The 13,095-nt window shown below is 41.7% G+C and carries 13 protein-coding genes and 1 pseudogene; 9 read left to right on the top strand and 5 right to left on the bottom strand.

Translation table 11 applies throughout. The features are described from left to right. Positions 1–593: pseudogene (locus tag O9324_RS15710) on the bottom strand (ISAs1 family transposase); the annotation flags it as partial. A gap of 419 nt (positions 594–1,012) precedes the next feature. Here O9324_RS15710 and O9324_RS15715 point away from each other — a divergent pair. From O9324_RS15715 to O9324_RS15725, 3 genes are all read left to right on the top strand, one after another. Next, the gene (locus O9324_RS15715; RefSeq protein WP_288140663.1) at positions 1,013–2,224 is read left to right on the top strand and encodes a pentapeptide repeat-containing protein; all 1,212 of its coding nucleotides are present in this window, start codon (positions 1,013–1,015) and stop codon (positions 2,222–2,224) included. 110 nt (positions 2,225–2,334) lie between these two features. Then, entirely contained in the window at positions 2,335–3,978 is a 1,644-nt protein-coding gene (locus O9324_RS15720; RefSeq protein WP_288140664.1) for a Ppx/GppA phosphatase family protein, read from the top strand. Positions 3,979–4,324: 346 nt separating this feature from the next. After that, positions 4,325–5,974 (top strand): alpha/beta hydrolase, encoded by a 1,650-nt coding sequence (locus O9324_RS15725; RefSeq protein ID WP_287629339.1) that lies wholly within the window; start codon positions 4,325–4,327, stop codon positions 5,972–5,974. Positions 5,975–6,077: 103 nt separating this feature from the next. On the opposite strand, the gene O9324_RS27245 is transcribed toward O9324_RS15725, so the two are convergent. The 4 genes from O9324_RS27245 to O9324_RS15740 all read right to left on the bottom strand — a co-directional run bounded on the left by O9324_RS27245 (position 6,078) and on the right by O9324_RS15740 (position 7,283). Continuing rightward, the gene (locus O9324_RS27245; protein WP_502705676.1) at positions 6,078–6,176 is read right to left on the bottom strand and encodes a DUF3082 domain-containing protein; all 99 of its coding nucleotides are present in this window, start codon (positions 6,174–6,176) and stop codon (positions 6,078–6,080) included. Positions 6,177–6,420: 244 nt separating this feature from the next. Next, the gene (locus tag O9324_RS15730) at positions 6,421–6,711 is read right to left on the bottom strand and encodes a DUF3082 domain-containing protein (protein WP_002786666.1); all 291 of its coding nucleotides are present in this window, start codon (positions 6,709–6,711) and stop codon (positions 6,421–6,423) included. 127 nt (positions 6,712–6,838) lie between these two features. Next, the gene (locus O9324_RS15735) at positions 6,839–6,973 is read right to left on the bottom strand and encodes a hypothetical protein (protein WP_287629340.1); all 135 of its coding nucleotides are present in this window, start codon (positions 6,971–6,973) and stop codon (positions 6,839–6,841) included. A 166-nt stretch (positions 6,974–7,139) separates the two neighbouring features. Continuing rightward, positions 7,140–7,283, bottom strand: coding sequence for a hypothetical protein (locus O9324_RS15740; protein WP_287629341.1), 144 nt, complete (start codon positions 7,281–7,283; stop codon positions 7,140–7,142). 73 nt (positions 7,284–7,356) lie between these two features. Between O9324_RS15740 and O9324_RS15745 the strand changes: the two genes are divergently transcribed. The 6 genes from O9324_RS15745 (at position 7,357) to bchB (ending at position 13,058) form a co-directional block, all read left to right on the top strand. After that, entirely contained in the window at positions 7,357–8,400 is a 1,044-nt protein-coding gene (locus O9324_RS15745; protein WP_288140665.1) for a DNA cytosine methyltransferase, read from the top strand. Between the two features lie 394 nt (positions 8,401–8,794). After that, the gene (locus tag O9324_RS15750) at positions 8,795–9,136 is read left to right on the top strand and encodes a hypothetical protein (protein ID WP_271955791.1); all 342 of its coding nucleotides are present in this window, start codon (positions 8,795–8,797) and stop codon (positions 9,134–9,136) included. Positions 9,137–9,289: 153 nt separating this feature from the next. Then, positions 9,290–9,763: a tRNA (cytidine(34)-2'-O)-methyltransferase gene (locus tag O9324_RS15755; protein ID WP_288140666.1), complete on the top strand. Its 474-nt coding sequence runs from the start codon at positions 9,290–9,292 to the stop codon at positions 9,761–9,763. A gap of 227 nt (positions 9,764–9,990) precedes the next feature. Further along, positions 9,991–10,578 carry a prepilin-type cleavage/methylation domain-containing protein gene (locus tag O9324_RS15760; protein ID WP_288140667.1) on the top strand — a complete coding sequence of 196 codons (588 nt, stop codon included), beginning with the start codon at positions 9,991–9,993 and terminating at the stop codon, positions 10,576–10,578. A 201-nt stretch (positions 10,579–10,779) separates the two neighbouring features. Beyond that, positions 10,780–11,376, top strand: a complete 597-nt coding sequence (locus O9324_RS15765) for a nucleotide-binding protein (RefSeq protein WP_002740297.1) — start codon at positions 10,780–10,782, stop codon at positions 11,374–11,376. Between the two features lie 155 nt (positions 11,377–11,531). Continuing rightward, complete coding sequence (gene bchB, locus O9324_RS15770) at positions 11,532–13,058, top strand: ferredoxin:protochlorophyllide reductase (ATP-dependent) subunit B (RefSeq protein ID WP_002770669.1); 1,527 nt, start codon at positions 11,532–11,534, stop codon at positions 13,056–13,058. Positions 13,059–13,095 lie beyond the last annotated feature (37 nt).

The raw sequence follows: 13,095 nt of genomic DNA on the forward strand, positions 1-13,095 counted from the left end.
AGATTTTTCTGATTTCCTTTAACGGTGATAACATAATCATTTTTAGTCTTGGCTATTAAGCTGATTGTTTTTTTCTGACAGTGCAAAGCATCCCCAGTAAAAACTTTATTTTGAAGAGTGCAATCTTCAATTATAGCTTGACATTCGTCGATTTCAGACCCTTTTTTGTTTTCGATTCTTTTTAAGTGTAATACTCAGCCACTTTCTTGACTAAACAATGATACAAACATGATAAAATTTTGTTGTTCATTATTAGGATTCTTTAGGGTATTTTTGAGACTTTTTCCATCTATCCCTAGCCAATTTATGTCATCTCTTTGTCCATATTCTTGTAATGCCCATTCATTAAACATTTTTAACAAACTCTGCCAGTCAACTCCCATCATTACCCTTCTAATTGTTGAATAGGACGGGACTCTTTCTGGAATTATGCTAAATTCTTTACTGAGCCTGTGCCGATTATTTTTAGCAAACTCTCCTAGTTCTCTATAACCTGAGTATCCTAGCATTGTTCCCAGTATTATTACTACTAATACTATCCATAAAGGGTGTCTTTTTCCTTTATCTTTCCGAAAGTCCTTGACTTGTTTCAGTTTTTATATTAAGCTCAACATATATTTGAAAAGTTGGCGGTCACTTCTCATTTTACAAAGACAGTGATCGCTTTTACTTTTGATATTCTGATGGGAGAATGAAACAGCCCTAGGATTAAGGGGGGGGCAGCTAATCTAAGGATAGGCGGTTAAGATGCGTCTTAGCTTATACTAAATCTTGTTTACAAGGTATGGGAGAGTGCTGAATCTGCGGAAAAACAAGCCATCAGACTAAATCCGGTTATTAAAAACTGATTATTTATTCTCCCCTTTGCATGAGTGCCTCTCCTCATAACTAGCCTATACTCAACGGATTTAGTATAGCCAAAAAATAACCAAGGCCAATTTTTAAAAGATAATAGGTGTTATGAATTAAATTAATTAATTAATCAAGCAAAAAACAGATATCTGTAATTTCTATGAAAGCAAGTGAGTTACTGGATTTATATGCCAAAGGGAAACGCAATTTTACAGGAGTAAAATTAAAAGGACAGTGTTTTCACGGACAGAATTTATCCGGGGCTAATTTTAGTCAAGCAGATCTGCGTGGTACTAATTTTCAAGGGGCTATTTTAGAGGGAACTAAATTTACCGAGGCCAGGGCAGGATTACTAAAGCGCGGTCGGCTACAATTAATTTTAATTTCTTGGTTAATAGCGGCTTTCTGCGGCTATCTGTGGGGATTAGCTGGTTATTATCTAGCTTTAATGCTGGTGACGGATGTAACCCAATTTAAAATCATTGCTGCGGTGATAATCACGATTTTATCCCTAATTTACGGAATATTTTATCGTCAGCGAGTTGGGGGATTACCCTTAGTTTTATCTTTAATTTCTGGTCAATCAACAAGTTTTATCCTAGCAATTGGCATCAGCTTAATTTTAACTTTATTGACAGTAATTATACTAGCTTTTCAGGGAGCATTAGCTGGGATAGCAGTGATGAATGGAACTTTTTCTATAGCTTTGATTGTTGGGGTTTGTGGTACTTTATTCACCGCTTATCTGGCCTGGTTGTCCCTAGAAGAATCGAGAGAAACGATGGCGAAATCGATAGCAATTGCTTTTTTAGCCAGTCAAGGTACAAATTTTTGCGGAGCAAATCTTAAAGAAGCGGATTTCACGGGAGCGCAGTTAAAAGCCACTGATTTAAGGGCAAAAGATTTAACTAGAACTCGATTTTATCTGGTATCGGGCATCGAGCGAGCGCGCTGGGAAAAGACAATTTTAGCCGAAGTGGCGATGAGAAATCTTCTGGTTACTGGTCAAGGGGAAAATAAAGCTTATATTGGCTATAATTTTCGCGGACTAAATCTTTCCGGGTTTAACTTCAAAAATGCCAACCTGACTAGGGCAAATTTGAGCGAGGCAAATTTAGCCTACGCTAATCTAGAAGGGGCAAATTTAGCCCATAGTAACGTGATGAGAGCCAATTTACAGGGAGCTACCCTGACGGGTGCTTGTATCGAAGCTTGGAAAATCGCCGAAAATAGCAATCTAGAAGGGGTTGATTGTGATTATATCTATTTAGTCGAGTCCGAGGGAGAGCGCCGTCCCAGGGAGGGAGAATTTGGGGAAGGGGAATTCCGGCAATTGGCCCTGGAGCAGCGAAAATTGTATATTGACGAATAGGATAAATGCTATACAAAGCTAAAATTGCAGCGCCGAGGCGGACAATTAGAGGGATAATAAGACCAGCCTTAACACCTATCCCCCGACTGGTAACTGATCACTGATAAGCGATGGTGAATATTTCTAATCAAGTTACAGCCAATTGGGGACTAGCGCCCCTGGCAAAAGTCCCCGAAGTCCAAATCCTAGCGGCGATCGATATTGGTACGAATTCGGTTCACATGGTAGTGGTGAAAATTGAACCGTCTTTACCCGCTTTTACGATTATTGCCAGAGAAAAGGATACAGTCCGTCTGGGCGATCGAGATAGAAAAACTGGTAAATTAACCCTAGCGGCCATGGAAAGAGCGATCGCCGCTTTAAAACGCTGTCACGATCTAGCTATTAGTCTCCATGCGGATCAGATTATTGCCGTTGCCACCAGCGCCACCCGGGAAGCGGCCAATGGTGACGAATTTTTGGCTTTAATCGAGAAAGAAGTCGGTATTTCTGTAAATCTCATCTCTGGACAGGAGGAAGCGCGCCGGATTTATCTCGGTGTCGTCTCGGGGATGGATTTCCAAAACCAAGCCCATATTATTATCGATATTGGTGGCGGTTCCACGGAATTAATCTTAGCCGATAGTCAAGAAATTCGCTTTCTTAGTAGTACCAAAATCGGCGCGGTGCGTTTGACGCAAGATTTAATCACTACCGATCCCATTAGTACCACAGAATTAGCCTATTTAAGGGCATACACCAGGGGAATGTTGGAGCGGGCAGTAGAGGAAATTAAACATCATTTACAGCTGGGAGAAGTGCCGCGTTTAGTGGGAACTTCTGGGACGATCGAAACTTTGATGACTATCCATGCTTTGGAGAAATTGGGGGAAATTCCCAATCCTTTAAATGGCTATCAATTAACCCGCAAAGATGTCAAAGAATTGGTCAAACGTTTCGCCACTTTGGACTATCACCAAAGACTGGCAATTCTGGGGATGTCCGATAAACGGGCCGAGATAATTCTAGCTGGTTCGATCGTGCTTTTGGAAGCGATGACCATGTTAGATGTTGATAAGTTAGTTCTCTGTGAAAGGGCCCTGCGAGAAGGGGTAATCGTCGATTGGATGCTGACGCACGGTTTAATTGATAATCGGTTACTTTATCAGAGTGAAATCCGTCAGCGCAGTGTCTTAAAAATAGCGAAAAAGTATCAAGTGAATTTAGAATCTGCCGAGAGGATAGCGACATTTTCCCTGTCTTTGTTCGAGCAAACCCAAGCACAATTACATTCTTGGAATCAGGAGGCTAAAGATCTATTATGGGCGGCGGCAATTTTACATAATAGTGGTTTATATGTTAGTCATGCTGCCCATCATAAACATTCCTATTATTTAATTCGCAATGGTGAACTGTTGGGCTATACAGAAATAGAGTTAGAAGTTATCGCTAATATCGCTCGTTATCACCGCAAAAGTAAACCGAAGAAAAGACACGATGATTTTATGAAATTGACGGAATACTATCAGTATATGGTCAGACATCTAAGTGCTATACTGCGCTTGGCCGTGGCTTTAGATCGACGACAAATAGGAGCGATTAAAAAGATTGAATGTAAGTATGATCCCGAATATAGAACCCTACATCTGCATCTTTTTCCCAATAATGCTGAAGATGATTGTGCTTTAGAATTGTGGAGTTTAGACTATAAAAAACCTGTTTTTGAGGAAGAATTTGGGGTGAAAGTAGTGGCAACTTTGGCATTTTTACCCTGAAATCATGAGCGGTGATCGATTATTATTGACTACCGATGGCGGATTGAAATCGGCAAGATGGAAATTTTCGAGACTTGTTACCTATTATTCTAGGTCAAGATTATCGATCAAGGTAAATTGATAAGTAGGTAGGCACAATTATTTGTAGGATGGGTTAGCGGTAGCGTAACATAATCGGGCGTTGGGTTTCATGCTTCAACCCAACCTACGTTCTAGGTCAAGATTATCGATCGAGGTAAATTGATAATTTTTGTTGATAGTCAAGCAAAAAAAACGTTAAAAACTGCGAAGTTACTGTTATAATCCAGAGGGAATAGGAACGCAGGAAGAAAAGGAGCCGAAAAACTTGTTGCAATTAGCTAAAATTGGCCGCTTGATCGCTCTTGGTTGCTTAGGAACGATACTGACTAGCTTCCCTGTCCTCTCGGCCGAGAGAATCACTTTTATCTTAGCGCCCTTTAGTCGTACCCTAGAAATTAGTTCCCTAGAAAAGTTTGCCAAGACTGGCAGAATTGACGCTAATCTAAGACAATATTTGGGTAATACAACCGCCGAACAACAAAAAGAATTTCGGCAAGCTTTAACCACAAGTAAAGAAATTAATCCCGTCCTGATCTCGCGCTTTTTTAACTCCACAATGGGGGAAGATATCCTCAACCTCTTAGGGGAACTGATCACCATTCAAGGGGGTATTAATGGTAAATTTGCCCTGCGTTCTGCCCTAATTAAATCAGCTTTTGAACCGGAAGGGGTAACTATTCTTAGCCTGCTGCGTAATCTGCCCACTAATATGCAGATTGATGTGACAAAAGTGCAAAGATTAGCTCGGGCGATCGATGTCGTCCTGAAAGCCACCACAGTATTCACAGAAAAGGTGGCGCAATTATCCTTAGAAGAAGCTAAAAAGGCCGGTGAAATTAATTTTACCGCTATGACCGACCCCCGACAACCGGGACCGCAACAAGTGGAACAGATGCGGCTGGATTTAACCGATAGCCGTCGTCAGAGGGAACTTTATCTAATTATTGTCAAACCCAAGGGGCAATTAACCCAGAAAACCCCCGTTATCGTCTTTTCCCACGGTTTAGCTTCCCGTCCTGAAGATTTTGTCCGACAAGCGGAACATTGGGCTAGTTACGGTTATCTCGTCGCCATACCCCAACACCCCGGCAGCGATACCCTACAGGTGCAGAATCTGCTGGCCGGTTTATCGCGGATGGTTTTTTATACCAACGAATTTGTCAATCGTCCATTGGACATATCTTTTGTGATCGATGAATTGCAAAGACGCAACGCGGGGGAATTTCAGGGGCAATTAGATTTAGATAATGTGGGAGTTGGTGGACATTCCTTCGGCGGTTATACAGCCTTAGCCGTGGGTGGAGCGACGATCGATTTCGAGAATTTACAACGGGACTGTCAAAGAAGATTAGCTTTTCTCAATGTCTCCCTCTTGCTGCAGTGTCGTGCTTTGGATTTACCCCGAGAAGAATACAACTTTCGCGATCCGAGAATCAAAGCGATTTTTGCGGTTAATCCGTTTAATTGGAGTATTTTCGGGGCTAAAGGACTAGCTAAGATCGAAATTCCCACTTTTGTAGCGGCAGGAACCTACGATCCCGCTACCCCCGCTATTTTTGAACAGGTGCGCTCTTTTCCCCTGCTCAACACCGAAAATAAATATTTAGCTCTGATTGAAGGTCAAGCTCACGTCGATTTTTCGGTACTAGATGCGGGAATTAACGAAGCGATCGAATCCGTAGCCGATCTTACCCTGCCAGCACCATATCTGATCGATAGTTACGCCCATTCCCTATCTTTGGCCTTTTTTGAGGTGTATATTCGCAAAAACCCCGGCTATAAACCTTTTTTACAGGCGGCCTATTCCCAATATCTCAGTCAAGGGCAAAAGTTTAGATGTTTTCTGATTACCCGCGCCTCCTCGGCTGTTTTAGAACGGCTAATCGAAGATTTTATTGCACAAAATGTCCGTTAATCAGTTATCAGTTATCAGTGATCAGTTATCAGTGATCAGTAAACTGATCAGTGAAAAGCTCCCCACTTCCCCACTTCCCCACTTCCAATTCATAATTCATAATTTATGTTTGTTGAGGGCGTTTAAGTAGTAATTGGATAGCCAAAAGAATTAAACCAATGGTGACAAAAGCAAAAATAAAGGTTCCTATATCAGTTATCAGTTATCAGTGATCAGTTATCAGTTTACTGAGCAGTGAAAAGCTCCCCACTTCCCCACTTCCCCACTTCCAATTCATAATTCATAATTTATGTTTGTTGAGGGCGTTTAAGTAGGGTTTGCTGAATATCAGTTATCAGTTATCAGTGATCAGTTATCAGTTTACTGGACGGCTACGCCGTGCCTTTGGCAACACTGAAAAGCTCCCCACTTCCCCACTTCCCCACTTCCAATTCATAATTCATAATTTATGTTTGTTGAGGGCGTTTAAGTAGTAATTGGATAGCCAAAAGAATTAAACCAATGGTGACAAAAGCAAAAATAAAGGTTCCTAGAGAAGCTAAACCAAAAACTAAAGTGCGGACAGCGCTGCCAATTCTCAAGGCGATCGGACTGTGAGCAACCATTGGTTTTGAGTAAAAAGAATGACCGATCGCTGCCGTGAGATAATAGAGAATTGTCCCCAATGCTGCCGAAATTGCTGCGCCAACTAAACAGCGAGTAGGAGTAACTTTTTTGGTTTCTAATTCTGTGGTCATTACTTTTTAGTCCTCAAATACTGCCCAGGTTAAATTTTAATTCTTTTCCCAGCATTTTACCCGACTAGGGCCAAGGATCGAGGGCGGAAGGAAAAGAAGTATTGACTTGCGAGGAGGTGATCAGGTCTTAATTGGGGTCTAGTTCCCGTTTTAACTGTTCCCAATCGCCGGGGTCGGTTAACTCCTCATAAACAGGGGCAGCGAAAACGATCGTTTCCTTGTCCGTTGACCAGTTTTGGGAAGAAAGGACTAGATTAGTCAAATCAGGTAACTCTTGGTCGAGAATAGTCGGATTTGCGCTCTCAGGGGAATCTGTGGCAGAATTTAGGCTAATTTCCCGCTTTAGTGACTGTAATTCACGGTTGAGAGCCTGTAATAACTGCTCGATCGCCTCGATTCTCCCGAAAACATCCGAGGGAATTTCAGGATTATTGGCAGCACAGAGGTGGCAAAGTGAATTGATCAGCTATGAGGCGCTCGATTTCCTCTAGGGTAGTATAACCTTGACAGACTAATTCTAAAGCGTAGGCGAGGAGAGACTTGAATCCTGCCTGTGTTAAAGATGCGAGCATTTATACTAAAATCTAAGATAGCCGGTTTAATATCGTCTCCTGGATCAAAACTGAAGCTTAGAATAGATAAAATATGTGGACTTTTATTGATTTATTTGCCGGTATAGGAGGATTTAGAATCGCCCTAGAGAATCTCGGTTGTCAATGCGTTTTTTCCTCGGAAATCGATCCTCACTCCCAAAAGGTTTACTTAGCTAACTATGGTCATTTACCCGATAATCAAGACATCAGAAAATTAGAGGCAAAAACTGTCCCCGATCATGATATACTGTGCGGCGGGTTTCCCTGTCAAGCGTTTAGTATCGCTGGCAGAAAACACGGTTTTGAAGATGCACGCGGAACCTTATTTTTTGAAGTTGCCCGGATCCTACACGAAAAGAAACCGAAAGCTTTTATCTTAGAAAATGTCCAGGGTTTAGTCCATCATGATCGAGGTAAAACTTTAAAAACTATTTTAGACATATTAGAAAAGGATTTGCATTATTTTGTCCCTAGTCCCCAGATTTTAAATGCCAGATATTTTGGGGTTCCTCAAAACCGTCCCCGAATTTTTATCGTCGGTTTTCGAGAAGATTTAAATATTTACCATTTTTCCTATCCCCAACCAACCCATCAAGAAACTTGTCTCAAAGATATCCTAGAAGAAAAGGAAGTCAGCGTTAAATATTATCTCTCTAATCAGTATTTAGAAACTTTGTTTAAACACAAGGATAGACACCAAAATAAAGGTAATGGGTTCGGTTATGAGATTATTTCTCCCGATGGTATCGCTAATGCTATTGTAGTAGGAGGTATGGGAAAAGAAAGAAATTTAGTTATCGATAAAAGACTGAATAATTTTACTCCCGTTACTCGCATTAAGGGAGAGGTAAATAAATTATTCGTCCGCAGAATGACCCCCAGAGAATGGGCAAGATTACAGGGATTTCCCGATAGTTTTCAGATTGTTGTCAGCGATGTCCAAGCTTATAAACAGTTCGGTAATTCTGTGGCTATTCCCGTGGTAAAAGCGGTGGCAAAAGAGGTGATTAAAGCTTTAGATTTATCCAGAGATTCTCAAGAAAATATCAGCTTTAAAGACCTACAGGGGAGACAATTAGATTTATTGTCAATCTGAGGAAAAATAGCAATTGTTTCTAGGTGTTTGGGTATATTAAGTAGGTGGGTGGAATTAAATATAAGATGAACGTAGGTTGGGTTGAAGCATGAAACCCAACACCCGCTCATGTTACGCTACCGCTAACCCATCCTACAAATAATTGTGCCTCCCTACTTAATAATAGTTATTATTGGAACGATGCGATCGCTGTTTAGGCTCGACTCTAACTGGATTAACAGTGGACTTGTTGCATAATTAATTTTCGAGAGTTCAAAAATGGGAAAAATAGCCATGAGGTAACAATAAAAAGAGCAACAGAGGTGATGGTTTCGCCGGTTGTGCTTGTTAAAGGTATCTTTCTTATACTACACTTGTAACACCAATAGGTTTTAGTATTCGGGAGAGAAAAATTATGCGGACAATCACACGCACCACCACTACCGATATGGAAGTCACCAGCATTCGTCTGGAAAGAGTCCTCAAGGACAAGCTGAAAGAGATTTCCGGCAATCAAGGATATCAAGCACTCATTCGCGATGTCCTATGGAATTTCGTTCAGCAGAAATCAGGAGATTATCGACCTCAGTTTTGTGCCGCCGATATAAGGGCAGTATTTAACGCTACAGCTAGAAAAAATGAGATTTGCGCTCTTACAGGCAATTTAATCCCCGCTAATGCAACAATGTTGTTAGGTTTGACCATCCATGGCGATTTAGTCCCGTTGAGTATGGATGGTTATACCAATTTAAAATAAGTTTGACTAGGGTGGGGCAGAATCCAGTATAGTTAGTCCTCACCCACGGAAGTGGGAATTATGAATTATGAATTATGAATTGAGAGGTGGGGAGTTTTTTGCCGTGAACAGTGAACTGATAACTGATAACCGATAACCGATAACTGATGACTGATGACTGAACCGATTTTACGAGTGGTTTTAATCAATCCGCAAATTCCGCCAAATACGGGGAATATTGCCCGTACTTGCGCCGCAACGAGGACAGAATTGCATTTAGTTGGTCCCTTGGGTTTTGAAATTAGCGATCGCTATCTGAAGCGGGCCGGCTTAGATTATTGGCCTCATGTAAAACTTATGTACCACTTGACAATCGATAACTTCTGTGCATATCAGCAAAAGAGCGGCGGAAGGGCGATCGGGTTTAGCGTGCGCGGCAGCAGTAGTTATGTGGAATACAGCTATCAAAGCGGAGATTGGCTACTTTTTGGCAGTGAAACCGACGGTATTCCAGCAGATTTATTAAATCAATGTGATGATACAGTTTATATTCCCATGGCAGAACCGGGGGTGAGAAGTTTAAATCTTTCCGTTAGTGTGGCGATCGGATTATTTGAGGCCAGACGACAATTGGGATTTATTCATTAGCGGGACATTTTGCCATATAAACAGGGTAAATAAACTAAATTGAGCAAAAAATCAGAAAATTGCTTTTATTTAGCTCATTTTTGACCAGTATCAGAAAAAAATAGCGATCGCAGTCAATTTTGTCCGTAATAACAGCAAGAAATTATGTGGATTATCCTAGAGCAAATTAATTGTTGCTCCTTTCTAATCCCATAATTTATTGAAAATAAAAAGGCAAGATGAGGCCCATGAATATCTTCGACCTTTCTCGAAAACATTTTGGCAATTTACAGCTTTTTAATCGGCAAAAATCCACCTCTGGCTTAACTCAAGTCGAGATGTTAGTTACCCTAATTTTATTAGGAATTCTCTTAACCATTGCCCTTTCTGTTTATCATAGTTTAATGGCTTGGATTCGCTTAAATATCGCCACCTTTGAAATATCACAACATTGGAAAAATACCCGTTATCAAGCCACGGGAGAAGGTTCTCATCCCCTATCTTTGTGCATGGCAGAAAGTGAAACCGAACAGATTAAAGTGGCAAAAGTGCAAGGGGACGAATGTGAAAATGTCATCGACTGGACTCCCATCACTCGCGGCGTTAGCATCGATACTGACAATTCTAGCCTACGCCGAGTTAGTGGACCTGCTGGTAATGAAGGTACAATTTATCGCGCTAGTTGGGCCGATACAAAGGGGGGTTTAGGAGGTTCTTGGGGACAGTTAGGCAGAATTACTTTAGTTGCTTCCGGTACACCCGACAAACGCTGTTTATTTTTATTCCGTGTTGACGGTAGTTGGGATATTCGCCAAGATAATAGATGTGTGCTTTAAAGCGGCAAAAGTTATCGTTATCTAAGGGAGGGTATCAGCCCAAAATCTAACATCAAGGGACACTTTACACCATAAGATCGAGAGAGCCACGCTCAAAAATCAAGAATCCCGACTGATAGCCTTTCTGGGGGAAACTTAAACGGTTTTCAGTCCGTCTGGGAGTACACTAGAAAATACTCACTTATTTTGATCGAGCCGTTCATGATTATTTCCGTCGTAGCACTGAAGGGAGGGGTCGGGAAAACCACCACATCGATTCATTTGGCCGCCTATTTTCAAGAAAAAGCGCCCACCCTATTGATTGATGCGGATAAAAATCGTTCGGCTCTCCATTGGTCCCGGGAAGATACCCTTCCTTTTATGGTAGCGTCCCAAGCGGGAGCGACGGGACTGGTGAAACAATACACTCATATTATCGTCGATACCCAGGCCCGGCCAGAGCCGGACGAGTTAAAAGATTTAGCTCAGGGCAGCGATTTATTAATTTTACCCACCACTCCCAATCATCTCGATATCGATGTCACCATTAAAGCGGCAGAATTGCTGTCCACGATGACCGATAATTATCGAGTTCTTTTAACCCAAGTGGATTCACGGACAAAAACAGGACGGGAAGCGCGGAAAGCTCTAGAAGAAGCCAAATTACCGCTATTTAAGCGAGAAATACCCCGTTTAGTTGCTTTTGAACGAGCGGCCGAAAAGGGAGTCATCGTCAAAGATTATCCCGACCCCCGGTCGAATTTCGGTTGGCTTTGTTACCAAGCGGTCGGTAAAGAAATTTTTGCCCTCATGACATAAATTGTTAAAAAAGTTAACATTAATATTTGTGTCATTTTTCCCCGAAAAGATACTTAATCTGCATGGGGACTTTTTGTAATCTTCCGTTAAGTGTTCACTCCTAAATCGGTAAAGTCTGAGACAATCAAAAAAGTCTGACTGTAGGAGAAACCTCTATGAAATTGGCCTATTGGATGTACGCGGGTCCCGCTCATATTGGCACGTTAAGGATCGCCAGTTCCTTTAAAAATGTTCATGCTATCATGCACGCTCCTCTGGGAGACGATTATTTTAACGTCATGCGCTCGATGCTGGAAAGGGAGCGTAATTTTACCCCCGTCACTGCTAGTATTGTCGATCGTAATGTTTTAGCCCGGGGTTCCCAAGAAAAAGTCGTCGATAATATTGTTCGCAAAGATCGCGAAGAAAGTCCCGATTTAATCGTTTTAACCCCCACCTGTACCTCCAGCATTCTCCAAGAGGATTTACAAAACTTTGTCGAAAGAGCGCGACAGGATGCCCAAGGAGATGTGCTGCTGGCTGATGTTAACCACTATCGCTATAATGAACTACAAGCGGCCGACAAAACCCTCTATCAAATTATCAAATATTATCTCGATAAGGCCCAGAGAAAAGGGGAAATTATCTCCCAGAAAACCCCTAAACCCTCGGTTAATATTATCGGTATTACCACCCTCGGTTTCCATAACCAACATGATCGCACAGAATTAAAGCGGTTAATGGCAGATTTGGACATTGAAGTTAACGAAATTATCCCCGAAGCTGCCTCGGTGGACAACTTAAAAAATCTGCCCCGCGCTTGGTTTAATCTGGTTCCCTATCGAGAAGTGGGATTAATGACAGCCAAATATCTCGAAAGCGAATTCGCTATGCCTTACGTTGATATTACCCCCATGGGAGTGGTGGAAACAGCACGCTGTATTCGCCAAATTCAAGAGGTAATTAATGCCCAAGGTGCGGCAGTAGATTACGAAGATTTTATCAATGAACAAACTTTGCATATCTCCCAAGCTGCTTGGTTTTCTCGTTCCATTGACTGTCAGAATTTAACCGGGAAAAAAGCGGTGGTTTTTGGTGATAATACCCACGCAGCCGCTATGACAAAAATTCTCGCCAGGGAGATGGGAATTCATGTGGTTTTAGCGGGTACTTATTGTAAGTATGATGCCGATTGGTTCCGGGAACAGGTGAGTGAATATTGCGATGAAGTGTTAATTAGTGATGATAATGGGGCGATCGGAGATGCTATTGCTCGCTTGGAACCGGCGGCGATATTTGGTACTCAAATGGAACGTCATGTGGGCAAACGTTTAGATATTCCCTGTGGAGTAATTGCCGCACCTATTCATATCCAAAATTTCCCCCTCGGTTATAAACCTTTCTTAGGTTACGAAGGCACTAATCAGATCGCCGATTTGGTCTATAATTCCTTTACTTTGGGTATGGAAGATCACCTATTAGAGATATTTGGTGGTCATGATACTAAAGAGGTAATTACTAAAGGTATTTCGGCAGATTCTGACCTAAATTGGAATAAGGAAGCTACGGTAGAATTGCAGAAAATCCCCGGTTTTGTGCGGGGGAAAGTCAAACGAAATACCGAAAAATTTGCCCGGGAGCGAGGTATTGGTGAAATAACTTTAGAGGTAATGTATGCCGCTAAAGAATCCGTAGGAGCTTAATTATTTTTGGGGCTGAAATTTAACAGCATTCAGCCCT

It is taken from the genome of Microcystis sp. LE19-84.1B, assembly GCF_027531875.1.
GTDB classification, from domain to species: Bacteria; Cyanobacteriota; Cyanobacteriia; order Cyanobacteriales; family Microcystaceae; genus Microcystis; species Microcystis panniformis.

Coding starts and splice junctions, on each gene's coding strand:
- O9324_RS15715 (WP_288140663.1), top strand. CDS start 1,013: ATGAAAGCAAGTGAGTTACTGGATTTATATGCCAAAGGGAAACGCAAT.
- O9324_RS15720 (WP_288140664.1), top strand. CDS start 2,335: ATGGTGAATATTTCTAATCAAGTTACAGCCAATTGGGGACTAGCGCCC.
- O9324_RS15730 (WP_002786666.1), bottom strand. CDS start 6,711: ATGACCACAGAATTAGAAACCAAAAAAGTTACTCCTACTCGCTGTTTA.
- O9324_RS15740 (WP_287629341.1), bottom strand. CDS start 7,283: ATGCTCGCATCTTTAACACAGGCAGGATTCAAGTCTCTCCTCGCCTAC.
- O9324_RS15745 (WP_288140665.1), top strand. CDS start 7,357: ATGTGGACTTTTATTGATTTATTTGCCGGTATAGGAGGATTTAGAATC.
- O9324_RS15750 (WP_271955791.1), top strand. CDS start 8,795: ATGCGGACAATCACACGCACCACCACTACCGATATGGAAGTCACCAGC.
- O9324_RS15755 (WP_288140666.1), top strand. CDS start 9,290: ATGACTGAACCGATTTTACGAGTGGTTTTAATCAATCCGCAAATTCCG.
- O9324_RS15760 (WP_288140667.1), top strand. CDS start 9,991: ATGAATATCTTCGACCTTTCTCGAAAACATTTTGGCAATTTACAGCTT.
- O9324_RS15765 (WP_002740297.1), top strand. CDS start 10,780: ATGATTATTTCCGTCGTAGCACTGAAGGGAGGGGTCGGGAAAACCACC.
- bchB (WP_002770669.1), top strand. CDS start 11,532: ATGAAATTGGCCTATTGGATGTACGCGGGTCCCGCTCATATTGGCACG.